Here is a 21,039-nt window from a genome sequence, read left to right on the forward strand (position 1 = left end):
AGCCCCGACCCTGGATGCCTCCGGACTCGACATGCCTCGCACGTTAGCCCAGCGGCGCCGGGCAACACATCTCGGTTTTCAGCCCCGGAAAGCGCGCGCAGCGACGAAGCAGTAGACGCCGAACGCGGCGATGCCGATCGCGACGGCCGCGAGCAGGTACGGGCCGAAAGGCTGTGCTGCCAACGTGTGCAGTGCCTTGTCCATGCCACCGGACTGCTGGGGGTCGGCGTAGATCGCCGCCAGTCCGATGAGGACACCGATCACGCCGTACGCGAAGCCCTTGCCAATCCAGCCGATGCGGCCGACCGGCTCTATCCACGACGGCGCGCGGCTCATGTCGAGATCCTTCTCGAACGACTTCTTGACGCCTTTGTAGACGATCACGCCCGCGGTGATGATGACGCCGATCGCGACTGCGCCGACGATCCACTGGCCGGCCGGCCAGGAGAGCACCTGCGCGGTCAGCTCCTGCTGTTGCTGCGTGGTGTCGCCGGCGGCGCCGCTCGTCGCGTATTTGAAGGCACCGAAGGCGATCGCGCCGGAGGTGATCGCGCGGGCGGCGGAGCCGATCCGTTTGGTGATCCGCTTGCGCTTCTCGCTGCGGTAGGAGTAACCGACGCAGGCCAGGAGTGCCTGCCACAGCGCGAAGAAGACCAGGCCGATGCCCACTGCCCAGAGCAGCCACGCACCGTTTTGGGCGATCTCGGTCAGCGCGCCCTTCGAATCCGTCCGCTCGGCGTCCCCGCCGAACGCGACCTGGAGCGCGAGCCACGCGATGAGCACGTGGACCGCCCCGTACACAACCATCCCCACCCGCCCGAGCGTCTGGACGACCGGGTGTCTTCGCGCCTCATTCGCAACAGTGGCCACGAACGGGTGAATACCCGCGCGTGGCCACTGTGAACCTGAAGCTCGGCCTCAGCCGCCGGGTGGCGGCTCACAGATGATCTTGAACTGCGGGTCGTAACGGACCGTGCGCGACTCGGTGCGGGTCTGGCCGGTGCGGCGGTCCGTGATCGTGCGGGTGTCCGTCACCGAGAAGCCGGGGGCGCCGTTGCTCGGCGTGCACCCCTCCTTGGAGATCTTCTTCTCCTGCGGCTGGGTCGGGTTGAACTCGGCGCTGGTGGAGCCGGTGACGTCGTAGTTCTTGGTGCCCCAGAGCACGATCTTGATCGACGAGGGCGTCCAGATCGTCTGGATGGCGACGCCCGTGTCGTCCGGGTTCGTGAACGCGATGTCGATCAGGCTGTTGCCCGCGCCGTCCATGAACACGGTGGCCTCGCGGCCCTTCGGGTACCGCGTGATCCAGTAGCTGTGCTCCTTGTGGCCCGCGTCCTTCATGCCCGCGTAGTACGACGCGTTGTAGAGCGTGGTCGCGAACTGCGAGATGCCGCCACCGACCGCCTTGCCGGGGATGCCGTTCTCGATGATGCCCGCCTCGACGTAGCCCTGCGCGGTGCCGCGGGGCCCGTGTACTTGTTGAGGCTGAACGTCTCCTTGGGCTTCACGATCGCGCCGTTGACCTTCTCGGCCACGACCCGGATGTTGACGCCGGAGGCGGCGGCGAAGCCACCGGTCTGGAACTCGCCGATGACCTCCTTGATGCCCATCTTGTTCGCCTGCTCGGTGGTGACCTTCGCGGGCGTGTGCTTGTACTCGAACTTGACCTCGCGCCCGTCGGTCTTCTTCAGGGTGTCGAAGTAGGGCTGGAGGTTCTTGTCCCAGTCGAGGTCGAGGCCGTCGACCGACTCCTTGACCGTCGGCCGGCCGCCCTCGAAGACGATCTGGGCGTCCTTGCCCTCCTTGACCGTGTCCTTGAGCTGCGGGAGGGCCGCCTCGACGAGCTTGTCCTTGTTCGGCTTGACGTTGAGCGCGCCGCCGTCGCCCGGCTCGAACGCCAGCGTGGCGAAGATCTGCTCGGGCGTGAGGGTCGCGTCCTTGCCCTCACCCTTGATCTTGACCGGGCCGGAGACCGCGGTCTTGACGACCTCGTTCAGCGCCTTCTCGACGCCCTCCTTGGTCGTCTTGACCGGGGTGAAGTCCATCGGGACCTCGACGGGGTTGCCGGAGGCCCAGTTCGACACGACCTTGTTGACGGCCTCCTCGACCTTCAGCTTCTGGCCGTCGTGCGGCTCGACGGCGACGGGGTTGGCGCCCTCGAGCTTGATCGTGCCCTCGATCGGCTCGTGGTCGACCTTCGGCCGCAGCGCCTCGAGCGCGCCGCTGACCTTCGCGTCGTCGCCCTTCGTCGCCACACCGACCTCACGGCTGGTGAAGAACGAGGTGATGCGCGTGATGGGGCTGAGCGGCTGGCTGCCAGCGCGATCGATCGTGGCGTCCCAGTCGAGCTCCAGACCCGCCGTCTTGGGGTCGAGCTCCGCGGTGACGTCGCCTGCCTTGAGCGCGACCGGCTTGCTCAGGCGCGGGCCGATCTCGTCGCGCAGCTTCTTCTCGGCCTCGTCGTGGGCCAGGCCGCCGACCTCGACGCCCGCCACGGTCACGCCGCGCGGCACGTTGCCGCTGGAGATCAGGATGTCGAGGCCGTAGAGCAGGCCGAACGCGCCGACGACGGCCGCGGCCACCAGCAGGGCCTTCTTCTTGCCGGTGCGCGGCTGGTCCTCGTCCTCGCCCGGCTCGATCATCACGGGCCCGTAGACGCCGGAGTCGTCCGGCTGCGGCTGCGGCGGGGTCACCGGCTGCATGAACTCGGTGGCGTCCTCGCCCGCGGGGAAGCCGACGCCGGGCACGGCCGCGGTGACGGTCGGCTCGTTGTCCGGCTCCTCCGACGGCCACGCCGCCGTGGAGGCGTCCACGTTCACAGGCGAGATCTTCGTCGTCTGCTCGGAGGCGGTGCCTCCGGGGTTGACCGGCGGCATCGCTCTCGTCTTGTCAGCGTCGTACGGCACAGCTCTCCCCGTTGCCCTGTCTCTGGTGAGGCGGCATATGTGTGTAGCTATCAGGCGCAGATCACGAACCGGCGGCTCATAGGTACAGACCGGTACCGTGCTCGGTGAGCTCCGTCGCAACCGCGTGCAGGTCGCGTTCCCTCATCACGAGATACGTGGTGCCCTGCACCTCGACCTCAAGCTGATCTTCCGGGTTGAACAGCACCCGGTCGCCCACCTTCACGTGACGCACGCCGGTACCGACTCCGAACACATCGCCCCACGCCAACCGCTTCGCCATCTGGGCCGTCGCGGGGATCACGATGCCTCCGCTGGAACGTCGCTCGCCGTCCTCCGGCGAGATGCGCACCATGACACGGTCGTACAGCATCTGGATCTCGAGCTTGACATCAGGCACCAGCAGAGTCTACGTGGCCTGCTGAGGCTCCTCGTCCATGCCGCCCATGAGCAGGGGCAGACGGGTAGGTGCATCGGCAACCACTCGAACGGGAACGCCCCAGTCCTGCCTGGTCAGGCGGCAGACCGGGTGTTCGTCGGCAGGATCGTCACTGCAACTGGCCGCCTGCGCTACGACGTGCAGAACGCCGTTCGTGACCTGATCGTTGATCCGCAACGCCCGTACCAGTTCGGTGCTGACACCGGCGCCTTCCAAGATCAGCTCCGGCGGCGAGCTGGTGATCTCCAGCCGCGTCGAGGGCCCGTACCGCTCGTCGAGCTTGGTGCCCGTCGGCGGGGTGAAGATGACGGCCAGCTCGATCTCCCCGGCCGCGATGTCGGTGCTGGGCCGCTTGACCTCGTGGGCCTCACCGTCGATCTTCGTGGCGGCCGCGGAGAACCGTTCCAGCCGGTGGGCGGCGCTCGCCACCACGACGAGCTCGTCGTCGATCAGCAGGGCGTCGGACGGTTCGGCGATGTCCGTCGCGATCGTGGTGAGGGTGTTGGTCTCGGGGTCGTAACGCCTGATGGCGTTGTTGTAGGTGTCCGAGATGGCGACGGAGTGGTCCTTGAGGACCGTGACGCCGAGCGGGTGCTGGAGGAGCGCTTCGTCCGCGTCGCCGTCCTTGTGCCCGAACGCGAAGAGCCCCTTGCCGATGACGGTGCGGACCTCGCCGTTCTCGAGGTAGCGCAGCGCGCTGGTCTCGGAGTCGACCATCCACAACCGGTCGCCGTCCGCGGCCAGACCGGACGTTTGGGCGAAGAACGCTTCCTGCGCGGGCCCGTCGTTGATGCCTTCGACGGTGGTGCCCGCAAGACGGCTGACCTGGTTGGTCTCGGGGTCGAAGAAGCCGAGCGTGTGGTTGCCGGCCATGGCGATGGCCACACCGCCGTTCCACCACGCGACGTCCCACGGGCTGGTGAGGTCGATCTTGTCGGCCGGGCCGTCGGTCTCGCCGTCGCGCCACTGCTCACCGGTGCCCGCGAGGGTCGTGACCTCGCCGGTTTCCAGGTTGAGGCCGCGCAGCAGGTGGTTGACGGTGTCCGCGACGACCACGTCGTAGCCGTGGGTGTTGGGCACGAGGGTGAGGCCCGCGGGCTCGGAGAAGGTGGGGTTCAGGCCGTCCGCGCGCCCCCGTTCGCCGGTGCCGATGCGACGGATGACGGTCTCGCCGTCCTGCTCGAGCTCGACGATGCTGTGGTGGGCCGAGTCGCTGACCAGGATCGTGTTGCTCGGGGTGACGATCGCCTTCGCCGGGAACCTGAGCGTGGTGTTCGTGGGCTCAGGGGCGACGTACGGGCCGTTGCCGCGGTGCAGCGTTCCCTTGGCGTCGTGCTCCGCCACGAGCTCTTTGATGATCGTGCTGAGCGCCTCGACGTGACCCTCGCCCGCGGCCACGTGGACGACGTAGCCCTCGGGGTCGATCAGGACCAGCGTCGGCCACGCCTTGACGGCGTAGTTCTGCCAGGTGGTGAGCTCCGGGTCGTCCAGAACGGGGTGGTGCACCTCGTAGCGCTCCACGGCGGCCTTCAGCGCTTCCGGGTCCGCCTCGTGGACGAACTTCGGCGAGTGGACGCCGATGGTGACCAGGACGTCCTCGTGCTCCTTTTCGAGGGGGCGCAGCTCGTCGAGCACGTGCAGGCAGTTGATGCAGCAGAACGTCCAGAAGTCGAGCAGCACGATCTTGCCGCGCAGGTCCTTGAGGCTGACCTGGTCGCCACCGGTGTTGAGCCAGCCGCGTCCGACCAGTTCGGGGGCTCGGACACGGGCTCGGCGCTTCGCAGTCGTCACGGCCGTATCCAACACTGTGGACGGTCGCACTGTTCCGCGTTCCACGATGTGAACGGGCGACCATGCCGCCGAACGGTCACGCGGCCGGATGCTTTAGGCCGGGCTGGGCCGATCAGCACAGCGAGGCTTATGCACCTTCTGACTGACCGAAGAAGCCCGGAATCCATCATGATGAGAAGTAACCGCCCACCTGAACCTTTGCGCTGCCTTTGGCGTAGAGGTCCCCGGGAGGTGCGCGATGGTGGAGTACCTGGTGGTCGGTGCGGGTCCCGCGGGGCTGCAGATGGGGCGCTTTCTGCACCAGGCGGGTCGTGACTACGTGATCGTCGAGGCGGAGCCGGGACCGGGGAGCTTCTTCCGGAGGTTTCCGAGGCACAGGGTTCTCGCCACGGACGACAACTCGCTGTTCGACGGGGTGCCGTTCGCGCGGTACAGCAAGCGGGCGTTTCCCGGCGCCGACGATCTGGTGCGGTATCTGGAGGACTTCGCGCGGCCGTTGAACGTCCGCTACAACACGCGGGTCACGCGCCTGGACCAGTTCGACGCGCGGCACGTCATCCTCGCCACGGGCAAGAAGCCGTACGTGCCGGGCATTCCCGGGGTCGAGCACGCCGAGACGTACGCGAGCGCCAGCACGGATCCGACGGAGTACGCGGGGAAGCGGGTGCTGATCATCGGGCGTGGGCACAGCGCGTTCGAGACGGCCGACCACATCGCGACCACGGCGAGGATCACGCACACGGTCGGGCGGTCGGTGCAGCGAATCGTCAAGCGCGGCAACGAGTTCGTCGCGACGATCGACGGCACCGGGCAGCTGCGGTACGACAAGGTCGTTGTCTGCACCGGTTTCCGCAGGGACACGAGCCTCGACGTGCCGCACGCGCACGTGCTGGCCGGCGACTCGATCAAGGCGATCCGGCATGCGGCGCGGGCGTTGCACCGGACGTTGGAGGCCGAGCACCACGGCGTGCCGTGGCCGCACCGGAAGGTGCGCAACCGGCCCGACTCGCTGGCCGCCACCGTCGCCGTGCGGGCCAGGGAGATTCCGGACGGGCTGGCGGATGTCGTTGTGCCGCAAGGAGGGCACGCGCTGCTCTACGACGAGATGCCCACGACCGAGCGCAACGGGTTCGTCGTCACGAGCACGCAGATCTGCCACTACCGCAAGAACGAGCTGATCGCGGTCGAGCGCCGGTTGCACCGCAAGCCGCTGGAGAGGTTCTTCTCGCAGCAGCTCGCGGTGCCCTGCATTTCCTAGGCCGGCAGCGTGCGGGCGAGGAAGGCCGCGGTCAGGTCCCAGGCGCGGTCGGCGGCGTCCTTGTCGTACCAGGGACCCAGGTGGTTGAGGAACGCGTGACCGGCGGGCTCCAGGGCGATCTCGGCGCCCTCGTGCTCGGCCACCGCGTCGACGACCTTCTGGTACTCGGTGATGAACGAGTCCTCGGTGCCGAAGTGGAACAGGATCGGGCACGAGACCTGGTCGAGCGTGCCGATCTGGTCCGGCACGCCGGAGCCGTAGAACGACACGGCGGTGTCCGGGTCGGAGGCGACGGCCGCCGCGTAGGCCAGGGTGCCGCCGAGGCAGAAGCCGAGCACGCCCACGCCACCGGTGACCTCTGGCAGGCCGCGCAGGTACTGCACCGACTTGACGACGTCCTGGACGGCCAGCGGGAAGTCGAGGTTGCCGACGACCTCCATCGACTTCTGGATGCCCGCCTCGTCGTGCTCGCCCACCCAGCCCGGCTGGAAGCGGTGGAAGAGCTCGGGCACGGCCACGACGTAACCGAGTGCGGCCAGCTTCTCGGCCACGCCCCGCAGGTAGCCGTCCAGGCCGAAGATCTCCTGGATCAGCACGATGCCGGGGCCGGAGCCGGACTCGGGGAGCCAGACCGGCAGCGGCATGTCGTCAATTCGATGGGTCATGAGGCGATCCTGCCCGATAATCGGCCGATGATCAGGCTGATCGCGACCGACCTCGACGGCACGCTGCTCCAGCCGGGCGGGGTGCTGAGCGATCGCACCCGCGCCGCGCTCGACGCCGTGGACGCCGACGTCGTGGTCGTCACCGCGCGGCCGCCCCGGTTCGTGCAGGACCTCGCGCTCACCGGCACGGCGATCTGCGCGAACGGGGCGATGGTCTACGACCTGACGAACCGGGAGGTCACGCATGCACGGACGCTGCCGGTGGACGTGGTGCGGAAGGTGTCAGCGGCGCTGGCCGAGGTGATCCCGGACGTCGGCATCGCGGTCGAGACCGGGCTGGAGGTGTTGTCCGAGCCCGGTTTCCAGGGGTTCGGGCCGAAGAATCCACATCGGACACTGGAGTTGCTCGAGCACGTCTTCGCCGAGGCGGACCAGGTCGTGCAGATGCTCGCGTGGGCACCGGACGCGGAGGCCGACCACCTGATGGAGATCGCGAGAGAGGCCGTCGGGCAGCACGTCACCGTCACGCACTCGGGTGGGCTGGGCCTGCTGGAGATCAGCCCGCCCGGTGTCTCGAAGGCGTTGACTCTCGAATCCCTGTGCAAGGCAAGGGGAATCAGCAAGGACGAGGTCATCGCGTTCGGTGACATGCCGAACGACCTGTCGGTGCTCGGGTGGGCCGGCACGGCGTACGCGATGGGCAACGCGCACCCGGCGGTCAAGCGGGCCTGCGTGAACCACGCGCCGCCCAACACCGAGGACGGTGTCGCCCAGGTCATCGAGCGGCTGTTCCGCCTCTAACGGCGGGGCACCGAGGTGGGGCCTGCCACCTCGGCACCCAGGGCCGTCACGCGCCGCCGCAGTTCCCGGTCGGCGGTCACCACCGTCACCGGTCGTCCGGCGCCTTCCGCACGGACCACCTCGACGATCTTGTCGTCACCGGTGCCGGAAGCCGCGACGACCCGGACGTCGTCGACGCTGGAGATGGTGCGCGCCTTGCCTTCCACGACCAGGACGACCTCTTCGTCGCGGCCGCGCAGGGCGTCGCGGAGGCGTTCGGCCGCGCCCGCCCGGTCGCGCCACCACCCGTCGGGCACCGAACCCACGACGTTGGCTGCGTCGACCACGAGCAACGGCTTCACGCGTCCCAGCCTGCCTCAGTCGCGGCGGGCCCGCAGCGCGTCCAGCGAGTCAGGTCCTTCGTCGTCGGAGGCAGAAAGCGTTGCGGGCGCGGACACACCGGCCCAGCGCAGCACGGCGGCGGTCGCGAGAGCGCGTTCCTCCTCCGGCAGCTTCGCGATGTTCGAGCCGTGGTTGCCGCCCGGCACCGCGAACGACAGCGAGTCGCGCGTGCCCGGCCCGAGGCGGAACGGTTCCGCGCTCCACGGGTCGTTCTGCCCGTTCACGAACAGCAGCCGCGAGCCCTGGTAGCGCACCCAGCGGTCGATGTCGGCCATCGCGCGCCGGTCGAAGCGCGGGAACTCGATCTCCGCGGGCACCATCGTGCGCGGCACGCTGACGCCGGGGTGGCGCAGCAGGTCGCGCACCGCGGACTCGTCGGCTTCCGGCCAGCCGAGCTGCGTGCCCGACTGGTAGTAGTACGTCTCGTAGGGCGCGACGCCCGCATCGGTGTAGAAGTCCCAGCCGACGGTCTTGTCGATGAACGTCCAGAGGTCGTCGACCGAAGCACCCGAACCCGGAACCAGTGCGCACCGGGCCTGGGTCTCGTACTGCCAGAACGTGAACGGCGTGTCCAGGACGAGAACCTCCAGCGCCCGGTGCGCACCGCCGAACTGCTCGTACGTGTACCCCTTGGCCTCCAGGCGGGACACGATCTCGTCGCGGTGCTGCAGGATCTGCCGCTGCACGCCCTCCAGCCGCCGGTTGCACGTCGGGTCGTTGCCGACGTTGCGGATGAACTCTCCGTAGACGTCGCGGTCGTTCACCACGTCGTTTGGCGCCACGTACGCGATGGTCGCGTCGACGTCGCGCGGGAAGAACCGCCGGTGGTAGACCGACGTCATGCCGCCCTTGCTGGCACCCGTCGAGAGCCAGCGAGCGCCGTAGATCTTCTTGAACGCGCTGACGATCCGGTGGTGGTCGTTGGCCGCCTGCCAGATGGTCAGCTTGTCCCAGTCGGCGGGCGACGGCCGGGACGGCGGGAAGAACCGCTGCTCCACGCTGATCTGGTTGCCGTCGACGAGCCGTGCGGGCTCGGACGCGCTGATCGTTCCCGGCAGGTGGTAGCCGGAGGTGTGCAGCACCATCGGCTTCGTTTCCGCCTTGTGCAGCAACGAGAAGCGCTGCTCGAACCGGGCGCCGCGCGGCCGGTGGTGATCCACGGGCTGCTGGATGCCGAGCACGAACGTCCTGGCGGTGCCGGACGTGCCCTCGCTGATGATCCGCACACCGGGGATGGCGGCGATGCGGTCCTTGATGTCGGGGGATGCGGATGCGACAGCGGCCGTTGCCAGGGCCTGAGTCGTTGCCAGGCCGAACGCCAGCAGGGAGCGCACGAGTCTGTTCACCCGGCCACGCTAGTGAGCCCACCCGTCTCGCCGGACCCGTCGATCGTCGGGCGCTTGTCAGAAGCTCGCGTAGTAAGACGCGGCCATGTCCTCGTCGCCGTGGCCCTTGGTGACCGCGCGGTTCAGCCGCGCGCTCGACGCCTGCGCCACGTCGAGCTGCACGTTGGCCCGCAGCGCCGCCTCGTTGACCAGCTGGGCGTCCTTCAACGCGTTCTGCACGGTGAACGCGGGAGAGAAGGACCGCTCGATGATCGCGTTTCCCTTCATCTGCAGGTACGCGCAGTCCACCGGCCCGCCGGACACGGCTTCCAGGAACAGCTTCGGGTCGAGGCCGGACGCCTCGGCGAGCGACACCGCCTCACCGACGGCGGCGGTCAGCGCGAGCACCCAGCTGTTCGCGACGAGCTTCAGCTTCGAGGACGCGCCGGCCTCGCCCACCCACATCGTGCGGGCACCGATCACGTCGAACACCGGCTGCACGCGATCACGCAGTTCAGGCGCGCCGGAAGCGAGCACGACGAGCTTGCCCTCGGCCGCGGGTTTCGTGCTGCCCAGCACCGGGGCGTCGACGAACTCCAGCCCGAGCGAGCGGGCGAGCGCGATGAGGTCCTCGGTGGCCGAGACACCGACCGTGGACGCCTGGATCCACACGGCGTCGTGCGGCAGCGAGGGAGCCGCGTCCTGCATGACCGACGTGACCGTGGCGCCGTCGTTGAGCATCGTCAGGACGATCTCCACGCCTTCGACGGCTTCAGCGGGCGTGCCGGCGACGGTGGCGCCCTGATCGGCGAGCGGTTCGGCTTTGGCGCGCGTGCGGTTCCAGACCCGGACGTCGTGTCCGGCGGCGGCGAGGTTGGCTGCGATCGGGGCACCCATGAGGCCGGTGCCGAGCACGGCGATCTTCATGTCCCCAGCAAACAAGAAACCTCGCGGTGCTGCCAGGTCGGGGGTCCGACAGCACCGCGAGGTCAACCGTGACATCGGCGGACCGACGTGCACCGTTACAACGCCAGCATACTGTGGCGTGGATCACGTTTAACAGAATGAAACCCCTGGAGCGCGGGAGGTGCTCCAGGGGTTCCCGTTGGGGAGGCACTCGCGACGGGGCGCCGTGCGAGTGCCGGGTCAAGAGTCAGCGCAGGGTCGTGACCTGAGCCTGGGCGATTGCCATCAGCTCGTGACGCATGGACGGGGTGGTGGCCATGTCGATCGCGCGAGCCACGGCCTTCCGGTTGCGCGCCTCGGCACGACGGGCGCGGAGCTTCGCTGCGAAGTTCATCTCGGTCTGCACTTCCCTCTCGGAGGTCTGCTGTGTTGGTAACTCAAGTATGCACCCTCCTACCCACGAAAGCACGCGATTATCCGGTGAGTTGGGGCACACGCCGATGAATCATCGGCTGACAACGTGAACGACCGGACAACGCCAGGCAGCCTCGGCTAGTCCTCCCGACCGAGCAGGAACCTCCCGAAGTGCGGCACGGTGAAGGCGATCTGACCCCGTTCCGCGCTGTAGACCAGGCCTTTCTTGATGAGCGAGTCCCGCGCGGGCGACAGCGACGACGGCTTGCGTCCCAGGTGCTCAGCGACCTGGGCGGTGTTGACCCCCGCATCCTTTCCGTCGGTCAACTCGGCCATCGCCCGGAGATACTCGCGTTCAGCGGGCGTCGCACGCTCGTATCGGGAGCCGAAGAAGCCCACGGCCAGCTCCGCGTCGGCCTCGGGAGCGGCCACGGAGACGTCCAGCGCGGAGATCGGATCGGCGGGGGCCGCGTCCCAGGCGGCCTTGCCGTAGGCCTGGATGAAGTACGGGTAGCCACCACTCGCGTCGAACAGCGCGTCCAGCGCCTCGTCGGTGATGCCCGCGTCCTCCCGTTCGACCGGCGCGAGCACCGCGCGGTCGGCGTCCTCCCGGCTGAGCCGGTCGATGCGGACGTAGCGGAAGAGCCGCTCCGAGTACGACTTGCTGGCGCTGAGCACCGCCGGCAGGTGCGGCAGGCCCGCGCCGACGACCACCAGAGGCGCGCCCAGCTGCGACAGCTCGTGGCACGCCGCGCACAGCGCACTGATGTCGTCGGGCTTGAGGTCCTGCATCTCGTCGATGAGCAGCGCGACGCCCGTGCCGACGTCCTGCGCCAGTTCAGCGACGTCGGTGAACAGCTCGACCAGGTCGATCTCGATGTCACCGGAGTCGGCCCTGCCGCTCGCCGCAGGAACGTCGATGCCGGGCTGCCAGCGATCGCGCAGCTTGGCCCCGTCCGGAGCGGCTCTGAGGGCGAACGCCTTCAGGACACCGAGGATCGCCTCGACCCGGTCCGGCGCGCGGTGCCGGACCGCGAGGTCGCGGATCGCCCGGTGCAGCGCGGCCGAGAGCGGTCGTCGCAGGTCGGCGTCCGGCCGGGCCTCGACCTTGCCCGCACCCCACCCGCGTTTGACCGCCATGGACCGCAGCTCGCCGAGCAGCACCGTCTTGCCGACACCCCGCAGCCCGGTCAGCACGAGGCTGCGTTCGGGACGGCCGCGGGCCACGCGTTCGAGCACCACCTCGAACGCTCCGACTTCCTTGTCCCGGCCGGCGAGCTCAGGAGGCCGCTGGCCTGCACCGGGGGCGAACGGATTGCGCACCGGGTCCATGGCTCGCACCGTATCGGCGTTTCTAGGGCCTGAAGTAGAGACGCGCAGACGAACCTCGACTGGATCTGTATTCAGTTTTCTAGCGATTGAGCAATAGAGTCGAATAGTTGCGGATCGACCGGGGCACCGGTTGGCTGGCCCACGTGGCTGAAGTCGTGACGAAGGGGACCGGCGAGGTCGAGCGGACCGCCGACCGCGCCCAGGTGGACGTGACGTTCGAGGCTCTCGGTGCCGAACGCTCCGAGGCGGTGAGCACGCTCAACCAGCGCATTTCCGCCGTGGAGCCGCTGCTCGAGAACTTCGAGGTGCGCTCGCGGCAGCTGTCCGTGCACGACAACTGGGACAACAACCAGCGCGCGGGCAGCCGCGCGTCGCAGCAGTACGTGATCTGGGTGAGCGACCTGGACCGGCTCGACGGCCTGCTGGCCGAGCTCGTGCAGGCCGAGCCGTCGTGGATCAACGGACCGACGTGGACGCTCGTCGACGACACCGAGGCCATCCGCGAGGCGCAGAAGGAGGCCGTGGCGGACGCGTTGCGCCGCGCCGAGGGGTACGCGTCGGCGCTCGGGCGGCGGCTCGGGCCGTTGCTGCGCATCGGCGACACCGAGGGCGGGCACTACGCGCCGATGGCCCGGTCCGCGTCGTTCGAGATGGCGGGGGCGGCCGGGATGGTCGACCAGCTGAACCTGAAGGCGCAGCAGATCACCGTGTCCGCCTCCTGCACGGCCGCCTGGTCGTTGCTCGACTAGAGCTTGGCTTTGCGGCAGGAGTTCACGCGGTACTCCAGGAACGTGCCCTTCGGGTCCTCGTAGCGCTTCCACGGCGCTCCGTCCGCCCGGCCCCCGAGCGCCCTGAACTGCTCGATCGCGTCGGTGAAGCGGTTGTGGTCGTACAGCGCGAGGATCAGGTAACCGCGGTCGTCGTTCGACAGGTCGTCCGCGGCCAGGAGCTGTTCCATCGCGTCGGCGACGAGGCTCGTGCGCCAGATGACCGGGTCGTCGTCCTCCAGCAGGAACGCCGCCCGCAGCACCAGCGCCGGACCGGCGTTCGCCGCGAAGTCGAGCATCACCTCGGACGACTGCCCCGCCCAGTACTCCAGCGCGTCCTCGTGGGCGGCGCGGTGCTGCGGCGCGCGGACGAGGAGCTCGTGCCAGATCTCGGCGAAGCGCGACTGGTCGAACGAGAGTCCGCCGGCGATCTGGATCATCGTCCACCACGGCGTCGGGTCCTGCGGGGCGAGTTCGGCCGCGTGCCGCGCCGCGCGTTCGGCCCGGCGCAGCACGCGGTGGAAGCCGTCGACGTGGTCCTGCTCCTCGCTGTCGCCGAGGATCTCCTTCGCCACGCGGACCCACGAGGCCGCGTCGAGCACGGCCAGATCGCGGTCCGGGCGCTCGTCACGCCAGTTGTTCAGCCACTCGTCCGAGCGCGCCCCTTCACGGGCCAGCGACTCGGTCACGCGGGCACGGCGGTCCCAGTCGCCCCACGTCGGCGCCATCACGTCGGCGGCCTCACGCCACTGACCGCGGGAGGCGGACTTGACCGCGCTCGCCAGCACCGGGTCCTCCTCGGGGAAGAAGTCGCGGACGTCCACGTCCGGCACCAGGCCCCAGCGCGCGGGATCGGCGTGTCTGGTCGGGTCGAGCACCACGTCGTTCTCCTAGCGGGTCGGGGCCTGGTCGAGGCGAAGTCCGGCGAGCGCCGCGCGCAGGCCCGCCGTGGAGCCCCTGTCGTCGGTGGCCTGTTCGATCTCCGCGCCGAGATCGGCGCCGTGGAACGTGGTGGTGCCGAGCCAGTCGGACTCCCAGCGCGCCTGGTGCTGGTCAGCGAGGGTGAGCTCGACGAGCGCGGTCAGCTCCGCGATCAGCAGTCCGCGGGCGAACTCGCGCCGCACCCTCTTGCCCGACGTTCCGCTGCCCGGCCGGACGTCGGTGCGCAGCAACGAGGACAGCTTGCCCTCGTCGAGCGCGTCGAGGACGGAGCCGAGCGAACCGCCGCCGACGCGCACCAGCCGCCGCGACCGGTCGACCCGCGTCGCGCGGGCGGCGGTGTGCGACAACGTGGCCCAGTCGACGCGCCTCTTCACGCCGAGCTCCTCGACCAGCGTGCTGACCAGGGTTTTGTCCATCACCGCGCCGTTGTCGGCGAGCAGCGCACCGGCCGGGCGGTCGGCACCCTTGCTGGGCACGGCCAGCGCTGTCACCGCGGCGATCCGGTCCGGCAGCGGTGGGTGGGAGTCGAACTCGCCGGCCTGGCGCTGGGGCGGGTTCTCCCGGATCGCGTCGAGGTGGGCGCGGAGCTCGGGCGAGCCGCGGAGTCCCGCGAACGCCTCGAAGATCGTCGTGGGCAGGAACCCCGCCTCCCAGGCGGGACGGAAGTGCCTGTCGTGGAACAGGGTCCAGGCCGCTTCGACGACCGGCAGCTCCCGCAGCGAGCTCACCGCGGCCTCGGTCCCCGCGATCCGGGTCGCCGTAGCGTCGGCGGCGAACTCCTGCTGACGGGACAAGGACGCCGTGACCGCGAAGTAGATCTTCGCGTAGTACGTGAACATCACGGCGACCACTGCGTGGTACCAGGAGCGGTTGTTGAGCTTGGTGAGCATGCGGATCAACGCCACACGCCCGGCGACGACCACGCCCATCAACCTCGTGTCGCGGTTGCCGTAGTGCCCCAGCTCGTGCGCGAGGACGAAGCTCAGCTGCCGCTCGGTCAGGCACGCGAGCAGCGGCGCCCCCACGTACATCCGGCGGGTGGTCGCGACGAGACCGAGCAGCCTGGTGCGTTGCGACACCGCGGCGTTGGCCTCCGGCACGATGAAGATCCGATCCGGCGGACGGGTGCCGACCTCGGCGGAGAGCCGGCGGACCAAGGCCCACAGCTCGGGCTCGTCCTGCTCGCCGACCAGCTCGCCGCGCACCTCGTCGTCCGAGGTGCCCGCGATCGTGAACAGGCCGCTGAGCAGCGCGAACGCCAGCATCCCTCCGATCACGGCCCACCAGATGAAGCCGATCGGCCGGTCGTTCACGAAGATCAGCACGTCGACCAGCACGATTCCGGCCAGCACGGCCAGCACGAGGACGTACACCCCGACCAGCAGCGCGACCGCGACCACAGCACGCATCACGAACACTTCCCCCCAGAACCGCGCTATCGCGGTTCAGAGAGTGTGCACGGCGCTCCGCCAGAAATCACGCATGATTGCCAGAGGTGTGGGGCTGGTCATCGCGGTGCGCGTGAGCAGGATCGTGATGAGGTTCTGCGACGGCACCACGTGGGCTGCCGTGCCGGAGCCACCGACCCAGCCGTAGCGGCCCTTGACGTTCCACGGGTCGATCTCGGCGATGTCGACGCTGCCGCCGAATCCCCAGCCCTGGCCCTCCAGGAAGATCCGCCCGGCCTCGCGTTCCTCCGCCGTCGTGGTGTCGACCGCCAGCTCCACGAGCAGGTCGCTGTTCAGCAGGAACCTGGTGAACGCCAAAAGGTCGTCCGCGGTCGAGTTCAGGCCACCGGCGCCGGACGGGAGGACGTCGCTGATGAAACCGGTGTTCTTCATGCCGAGGGGCTCGTAGAAGCGTTCGGCCATGAAGTCCGGGAGCGAGCCCGTGACGCGGTGCAGCAGCACGCCGAGCACGTCGTACGACGTGTTGTAGACCCAGCCCTCGCCCGGCTGGTGCAGCAACGGCACCAGGGCGAGGTGCTCGAGCCACTCCTCCGGCGACGGCAGGTCCTCGCGGCCGTGCAGATGCGCCTCTTCGAAGAGCTTCTGCGTGGCGGGCAACGAGAAGTCCGCCGTGAAGCCCCAGCCGGAACGCGACGTCACCAGGTGCCGGACGGTGATCGGCCTCGTCGCGGGGACGACGTCGTCGATCTTGCTGCTCTGCGTCCGCACGACCACCGGGTTCGCGAGTTCCGGCAGCCAGGTCGCGATCGGGTCGTCGAGGCCGAGCTTTCCGTCCCGCACCAGCACCATCGCGGCCGTGGCGACGATCGGCTTGGTGATCGAGGCGATCGGGAAGACCGACTCGCGGGTTTCCTCGCCGATCGCTGCGAACTCGACCTCGTCACCCCTGGCGACGAGCGCGACCGCGTTGGGCGTGGTTTCGCGGTGTGCCTCCAGAACTTCCTGCAGCGTCATGGGTCGCCATCCTTCTCCTGATCGGGTTCGGATGGTTCGACTTCAGGAGTTCGGAGAACTCATCGCTCCAGGATCGCCGTGATTCCCTGACCGCCCGCCGCGCAGATCGACACGAACCCGCGCCCGCTGCCCTTCTGGTGCAGCAACTTGGCCAGGGTCGCGACGATCCGGGCGCCCGTCGCGGCGAACGGGTGGCCTGCCGCGAGCGACGAGCCGTTGACGTTGAGCTTGGTGCGGTCGATCTCGCCGAGGTCGGACTCCCAGGCCTTCAGCGTGGCGAGCACCTGGGACGCGAACGCCTCGTGCACCTCGTAGAAGTCGAACTCCTGCAGCTTGAGGCCCGCCTTCTCGAGCATGCGCGGTGCGGCGTGGACCGGGGCCATGAGCAGGCCCTCGTCGCCGTGCACGTAATCGACGGCGGCGGTCTCGGCGAACGTCAGGTAGGCGAGGACGGGCAGCTTGCGCGCCTTCGCCCACTCCTCCGTGGCGAGCAGGACCGCGGAGGCGCCGTCGGAGAGCGGGGTCGAGTTGCCCGCGGTCATCGTGTCGCCGAAGACGGGCTTGAGCTTGGCGAGCTTCTCGACGCTGCTGTCCGGGCGGAGGTTCTGGTCGCGGGTCAGGCCGAGGTACGGGGTGACGAGGTCGTCGAAGAAGCCCTCGTCGTAGGCGCGCGCGAGGTTCTGGTGGCTGCGCGCGGTGAGCTCGTCCTGGTCCTCGCGCGTGATGCCGTACTTGGCGGCGGTGATGGCCGCGTGCTCGCCCATGGACATGCCGGTGCGCGGTTCGCCGTTGCGGGGCAGGTGCGGCACGACGTGGCTGGGGCGCAGCTTGGTGAGCAGGCTGATCTTGCGGGTGCGGTTGAACTCCAGCAGCAGCTTGCGGAAGTTCTCGTTCACGCCGATCGGGGCGTCGCTCGTGGTGTCGACGCCGCCCGCGATGCCCGCCTCGATCTGGCCGAGCGCGATCTTGTTGGCCACCGCGATGATCGCCTGCAGGCCCGTGCCGCATGCCTGCTGGAGGTCGTACGCGGGCGTTTCGGGACTGAGCTTGCTGCCCAGCACCGACTCGCGGACGAGGTTGAAGTCGCGCGAGTGCTTGAGCACGGCGCCGGCGACCACCTCGCCGAGGCGTTCTCCCTGCAGGTTGAAGCGGCTGACCAGGCCGTCGAGGACCGCGGTGAACATGTCCTGGTTCGACGCGGTCGCGTACGGGCCGTTCGAGCGGGCGAACGGGATGCGGTTGCCGCCGATGATCGCTACTCGCATACCGCCATACTACCTACTAGCGGGTAGACTTACTAGCGAGTAGGTTGTGTGACGTGGACAGGTACCAGAAGTTCGCATCGTCGGGGCTCGGTCGCCAGCTCGTGCGCAGGCTCGGCCTGCCGAACCCCTATCCACTGCGCCGCGACGCCGCTTTGGCCACACCCGTGCTGGTCGGTGGCGCCTCCCGGCTGCCCTTTCTGAAGCAGCTCGAAACAGGGTCCGCCCCTTACGGCGCGTTGGTGTTCGACGCGTCCGACCTCACTTCCGTCGCTGACCTGCGACAGCTGCACGACTTCTTCCACCCGGTGATCACGCAGCTCGGGCCGTGCGGGCGGGTGATCGTCATCGGGCGGTCGCCGGACTCCGTGGCGCAGCGAGCACTGGAGGGCTTCGTCCGCTCGGTCGGCAAGGAGCTGCGGCGCGGCGGCACGGCGAACCTCGTGTACGTGGCGGACGGTGCCGAGGACGGCGTCGAATCCACGCTGCGGTTCCTGCTGTCCGGGCGGTCGGCCTACGTGTCCGGGCAGGTCATCCACATCTCCGGGGCTGCCTCGACCGGCACGCTGGAGGGCAAGGTCGCGCTGGTCACCGGTGCTTCGCGGGGCATCGGCGAGGCGATCGCCACGACGCTGGGCCGCGACGGGGCGCACGTGATCTGCCTGGACGTTCCGGCCGCCGGCGACGAGCTGTCGAAGGTCGCGAACGCCGTCGGCGGGTCGGCGTTGCAGCTCGACATCACCGGAGATCCGTCCCGGTTGACGTCCTACCTGCTCGAACGGCACGGCGGCGTGGACATCGTCGTGCACAACGCGGGCATCACGCGGGACAAGACGTTGGCGCGCATGGACTCCTCGCTGTGGGACGCGGTGCTGGAGGTCAACCTCGCCTGCCAGGAGCGGATCAACGCGGCGCTGCTCGAAGGCGACGTGCTGCGCGCGGGCGGACGGATCGTCGGGGTGTCGTCGATCGCGGGCATCGCGGGCAACGTCGGCCAGACCAACTACGCGACGTCGAAGGCGGGCGTGATCGGGATGGTCAACTCCCTGGCGCCTGTCCTGGCTGCTCGTGGGGCCACGATCAACGCCGTCGCACCCGGTTTCATCGAGACGAAGATGACCGCGGCCGTGCCGTTCCTGACCCGTGAGGTCGGACGCCGGATGAACAGCCTGGCGCAGGGCGGCCTGCCGGTCGACGTGGCGGAGACGGTGGCGTGGTTCGCGTCGCCGGGATCCGGTGGCGTGAACGGGAACGTCGTGCGCGTGTGCGGCCAGATGCTGCTGGGGGCCTGATGTTGTTGCGTGCCGCCCTGACGTCGTTCCGGCGTGGGGAAACCCTGGCCGCCCAGCCGGTTTCGGCCACTTTCGACGTCTCGTTGAAGCACCTGACGGCCTACAACGCGGTGTGCGGGTTCGGGTTGCGCGACGCGTTGCCGTTGACCTACCCGCACGTGCTGGGTTTTCCGTTGCAGATGAAGCTGATGACGGGGGCGGGCTTCCCGTTCCCGTTGCCCGGCCTGGTGCACGTCGCGAACCGGATCACGCAGTCGCGGCCGCTGGCGCTGTGCGAACCGCTGGAGATCACCGTGTCGGCACGTGATCTCCGCCCGCACCCGCAGGGGATGCAGGTCGACGTCGTGACGTCGGTTTCCGGTGTCTGGGAAGGGGTTTCGACCTATCTGCGGCGGACCGGAGGCTCTTCGGGTTCGAGCGAGGAGCTGCAGCGGCCGGTCGGGTCGGCGGTGTGGCGGGTGCCTGGGGACATCGGGCGGCGGTACGCGGCCGTGTCCGGTGACCGGAACCCGATCCACCTGTACCCGTTGAGCGCCAAGCTGTTCGGGTTCAAGCGGGCGATCGCGCACGGGATGTGGACGAAAGCGCGTTGCCTGGCCGCGCTGGAAGGACGGCTGCCGGAGGCCGTGACCGTCGACGTCCGGTTCAAGAAGCCGCTGCTGATCCCCGGTCGCGTCGAGTTCTCGGCACGCGAGAACGGTTCCGGCTGGGAGTTCGCCGTGTGGGGCAAGGGACCCCACCTGGTGGGCTCAGCCCAAGATCTAACGCCGTGACGGCGGGTGCCAGACGTTGCCCTCGACGAGGTCGCCGAAGCCCATCCAGACGAGGTTCATGAGGCGTGCGGCGACGACGCCGGCGGGTTCCTCCGGGTGGTCGAGCCACCACTCCGCGAGCGACTCGCCGGCCCCGACCAGCGCGGCGGCCAATGACTCGGCCTCGAGCTTGGTCGCCGGTGCCTTCGTCGACTGGGTGAGCAGCGCCGCGACCAGCGACACCGCCCGCGTGCGCATGTCCGTGAGCTCGACCGCGAACGGCCCGCCCTGGGTCGACGCCTGGCGGTGCAGCACCATCCAGCTCGCCCGGTTCTCCCCGACGAACCCGAAGAACGCCCTGAGGCCGCTCCACAGCTGCACGTCGGGTTCCTGGTCGGGCTCGACGCCGGTCGCGATGGCCTCCATCATCCGGGTGGCCTCACGCCGGATGCAGGTCGCGAAGAGCTCTTCCTTCGAACCGAGGTAGGCGTAGAGCATCGGCTTGGAGATGCCGGCGACCTCGGAGATCTCGTCCATCGAGGCCGCGTGGAAGCCGAGCCGCGAGAACACGTCGACGGCGGCGTCCATGATCTGCCGCTCGCGCACCGCGCGTGGCAAGCGCTTGGCTCGACCTTCTGTGCGCATGAAACCCCCTCGGTATGGAGGAACAAGATTATCCGATCGGCTTGCCGCGCTATCTACTCGCCAGTAGTCTTACTCACGAGTAGGTACCAGGAGGTGTGTCAATGACGCTCGACCTCACCACCGAGGCGATCGCGAAGCTCAGCCCGGCTGAGCTGATCAGCACGCTGCAGCAGATCTCGCCGGACGATCCCGCGCTCAAGGACGTGAACATCGACGTCGTCGCCCGCGGCATCGACCCGAAGAAGCTGGGCAAGGACGACTTCGCGGCCCTGCTGTCCGCGCTGGGCAGGCTCGCCGACGGCGGCGCCGACCTCGACCTGGCGAAGATGGACCCGTCCAACTTCGCCCGCATCATCTCGCGCGCCTCGAAGGACCAGATCGAGGGCGTCGTCTCGGACCCGGCGCTGCGCACGCGCGTGCTGGACGAGGTGTTCCGCCGCATGGAGGTCCACTTCCGCGCGGACCGGGCCGGCGCCACCCGTGCCGTCGTGCACTTCCACGTGCTGGAGGACGTCTACGAGGCCATCATCGAAGACGCGACCTGCACCATCAACAAGGGCGTGACGCGCGAGGCCCGTGCCGTCGTGACGCTGACGCCCGCCGACTTCCTGAAGCTCGCGACCGGCAACGCCTCCGCTCCCGTGCTGTTCATGACGGGCAAGCTGAAGGTGAAGGGCGACCTGGGGTTCGCGGCCGGGTTCATGAGCCTCTTCAACATCCCGAAGGCCTAGGAGAGATTCA

Annotated in this window: 20 protein-coding genes and 1 pseudogene; 6 read left to right on the top strand and 15 right to left on the bottom strand. The window is 69.0% G+C overall.

All coding sequences use genetic code 11. The annotated features are described in order from the left end of the window. Nucleotides 1–78 precede the first annotated feature (78 nt). The 4 genes and pseudogenes from IEZ09_RS04625 to IEZ09_RS04640 form a co-directional block, all read right to left on the bottom strand. Nucleotides 79–807 (bottom strand): DUF1206 domain-containing protein, encoded by a 729-nt coding sequence (locus IEZ09_RS04625; RefSeq protein WP_189252657.1) that lies wholly within the window; start codon nt 805–807, stop codon nt 79–81. Between the two features lie 111 nt (nt 808–918). Beyond that, nucleotides 919–2,702, bottom strand: a pseudogene (locus IEZ09_RS04630) (VanW family protein). A 280-nt stretch (nt 2,703–2,982) separates the two neighbouring features. Next, nucleotides 2,983–3,303: a GroES family chaperonin gene (locus tag IEZ09_RS04635; RefSeq protein WP_189252309.1), complete on the bottom strand. Its 321-nt coding sequence runs from the start codon at nt 3,301–3,303 to the stop codon at nt 2,983–2,985. 9 nt (nt 3,304–3,312) lie between these two features. Next, entirely contained in the window at nt 3,313–5,133 is a 1,821-nt protein-coding gene (locus IEZ09_RS04640) for an NHL domain-containing thioredoxin family protein (RefSeq protein ID WP_229812245.1), read from the bottom strand. Between the two features lie 238 nt (nt 5,134–5,371). Here IEZ09_RS04640 and IEZ09_RS04645 point away from each other — a divergent pair, with 238 nt between their 5' ends. Continuing rightward, entirely contained in the window at nt 5,372–6,391 is a 1,020-nt protein-coding gene (locus IEZ09_RS04645) for an NAD(P)-binding domain-containing protein (protein WP_189252310.1), read from the top strand. Here the strand turns inward: IEZ09_RS04645 and IEZ09_RS04650 are convergent. Beyond that, nucleotides 6,388–7,056 carry a dienelactone hydrolase family protein gene (locus tag IEZ09_RS04650; protein ID WP_189252311.1) on the bottom strand — a complete coding sequence of 223 codons (669 nt, stop codon included), beginning with the start codon at nt 7,054–7,056 and terminating at the stop codon, nt 6,388–6,390. The two genes, IEZ09_RS04645 and IEZ09_RS04650, sit on opposite strands and share 4 nt — an antisense overlap. 27 nt (nt 7,057–7,083) lie before the next feature. Between IEZ09_RS04650 and IEZ09_RS04655 the strand changes: the two genes are divergently transcribed. Then, a complete protein-coding gene (locus tag IEZ09_RS04655) occupies nt 7,084–7,857 on the top strand; it encodes an HAD family hydrolase (RefSeq protein ID WP_229812246.1) in 774 nt (257 codons plus the stop codon). On the opposite strand, the gene IEZ09_RS04660 is transcribed toward IEZ09_RS04655, so the two are convergent. The 5 genes from IEZ09_RS04660 to IEZ09_RS04680 form a co-directional block, all read right to left on the bottom strand. After that, a complete protein-coding gene (locus tag IEZ09_RS04660; protein WP_189252313.1) occupies nt 7,854–8,198 on the bottom strand; it encodes a PIN domain-containing protein in 345 nt (114 codons plus the stop codon). The genes IEZ09_RS04655 and IEZ09_RS04660 overlap by 4 nt on opposite strands. Before the next feature lie 15 nt (nt 8,199–8,213). Further along, nucleotides 8,214–9,584, bottom strand: coding sequence for a S28 family serine protease (locus IEZ09_RS04665; protein ID WP_189252314.1), 1,371 nt, complete (start codon nt 9,582–9,584; stop codon nt 8,214–8,216). 57 nt (nt 9,585–9,641) lie between these two features. Beyond that, a complete protein-coding gene (locus tag IEZ09_RS04670) occupies nt 9,642–10,490 on the bottom strand; it encodes an NAD(P)-dependent oxidoreductase (protein WP_189252315.1) in 849 nt (282 codons plus the stop codon). A gap of 226 nt (nt 10,491–10,716) precedes the next feature. Then, nucleotides 10,717–10,863, bottom strand: coding sequence for a hypothetical protein (locus IEZ09_RS04675; RefSeq protein ID WP_169746017.1), 147 nt, complete (start codon nt 10,861–10,863; stop codon nt 10,717–10,719). 158 nt (nt 10,864–11,021) lie between these two features. Continuing rightward, complete coding sequence (locus IEZ09_RS04680; protein WP_189252316.1) at nt 11,022–12,215, bottom strand: ATP-binding protein; 1,194 nt, start codon at nt 12,213–12,215, stop codon at nt 11,022–11,024. A gap of 143 nt (nt 12,216–12,358) precedes the next feature. Between IEZ09_RS04680 and IEZ09_RS04685 the strand changes: the two genes are divergently transcribed. Then, entirely contained in the window at nt 12,359–12,964 is a 606-nt protein-coding gene (locus IEZ09_RS04685; RefSeq protein WP_189252317.1) for an SIMPL domain-containing protein, read from the top strand. On the opposite strand, the gene IEZ09_RS04690 is transcribed toward IEZ09_RS04685, so the two are convergent. The 4 genes from IEZ09_RS04690 to IEZ09_RS04705 are packed head-to-tail and all read right to left on the bottom strand — an operon-like array spanning nt 12,961 to nt 17,612. After that, nucleotides 12,961–13,863 carry a DUF4034 domain-containing protein gene (locus IEZ09_RS04690; protein WP_189252318.1) on the bottom strand — a complete coding sequence of 301 codons (903 nt, stop codon included), beginning with the start codon at nt 13,861–13,863 and terminating at the stop codon, nt 12,961–12,963. The genes IEZ09_RS04685 and IEZ09_RS04690 overlap by 4 nt on opposite strands. 9 nt (nt 13,864–13,872) lie before the next feature. Beyond that, nucleotides 13,873–15,333 (bottom strand): M48 family metallopeptidase, encoded by a 1,461-nt coding sequence (locus IEZ09_RS04695; RefSeq protein ID WP_189252319.1) that lies wholly within the window; start codon nt 15,331–15,333, stop codon nt 13,873–13,875. Between the two features lie 36 nt (nt 15,334–15,369). Then, a complete protein-coding gene (locus IEZ09_RS04700) occupies nt 15,370–16,347 on the bottom strand; it encodes a serine hydrolase domain-containing protein (RefSeq protein ID WP_189252320.1) in 978 nt (325 codons plus the stop codon). 59 nt (nt 16,348–16,406) lie between these two features. Continuing rightward, nucleotides 16,407–17,612, bottom strand: a complete 1,206-nt coding sequence (locus IEZ09_RS04705; RefSeq protein WP_189252321.1) for an acetyl-CoA C-acetyltransferase — start codon at nt 17,610–17,612, stop codon at nt 16,407–16,409. A 53-nt stretch (nt 17,613–17,665) separates the two neighbouring features. Here IEZ09_RS04705 and IEZ09_RS04710 point away from each other — a divergent pair, with 53 nt between their 5' ends. Together IEZ09_RS04710 and IEZ09_RS04715 are read left to right on the top strand one after the other, a co-directional pair. Then, nucleotides 17,666–18,901 (top strand): 3-oxoacyl-ACP reductase, encoded by a 1,236-nt coding sequence (locus IEZ09_RS04710; RefSeq protein WP_189252322.1) that lies wholly within the window; start codon nt 17,666–17,668, stop codon nt 18,899–18,901. Further along, nucleotides 18,901–19,674 (top strand): MaoC family dehydratase, encoded by a 774-nt coding sequence (locus IEZ09_RS04715; protein ID WP_189252323.1) that lies wholly within the window; start codon nt 18,901–18,903, stop codon nt 19,672–19,674. The genes IEZ09_RS04710 and IEZ09_RS04715 overlap by 1 nt, the downstream gene beginning before the upstream one ends. Here IEZ09_RS04715 and IEZ09_RS04720 read toward each other — a convergent pair. Then, nucleotides 19,663–20,298, bottom strand: a complete 636-nt coding sequence (locus IEZ09_RS04720; RefSeq protein ID WP_189252324.1) for a TetR/AcrR family transcriptional regulator — start codon at nt 20,296–20,298, stop codon at nt 19,663–19,665. The two genes, IEZ09_RS04715 and IEZ09_RS04720, sit on opposite strands and share 12 nt — an antisense overlap. Nucleotides 20,299–20,399: 101 nt before the next feature. Between IEZ09_RS04720 and IEZ09_RS04725 the strand changes: the two genes are divergently transcribed. Continuing rightward, entirely contained in the window at nt 20,400–21,029 is a 630-nt protein-coding gene (locus IEZ09_RS04725; protein ID WP_189252325.1) for an SCP2 sterol-binding domain-containing protein, read from the top strand. Nucleotides 21,030–21,039 lie beyond the last annotated feature (10 nt).

Source organism: Lentzea flava, assembly GCF_014648475.1.
In the GTDB taxonomy this organism is placed as follows: domain Bacteria; phylum Actinomycetota; class Actinomycetes; order Mycobacteriales; family Pseudonocardiaceae; genus Lentzea; species Lentzea flava.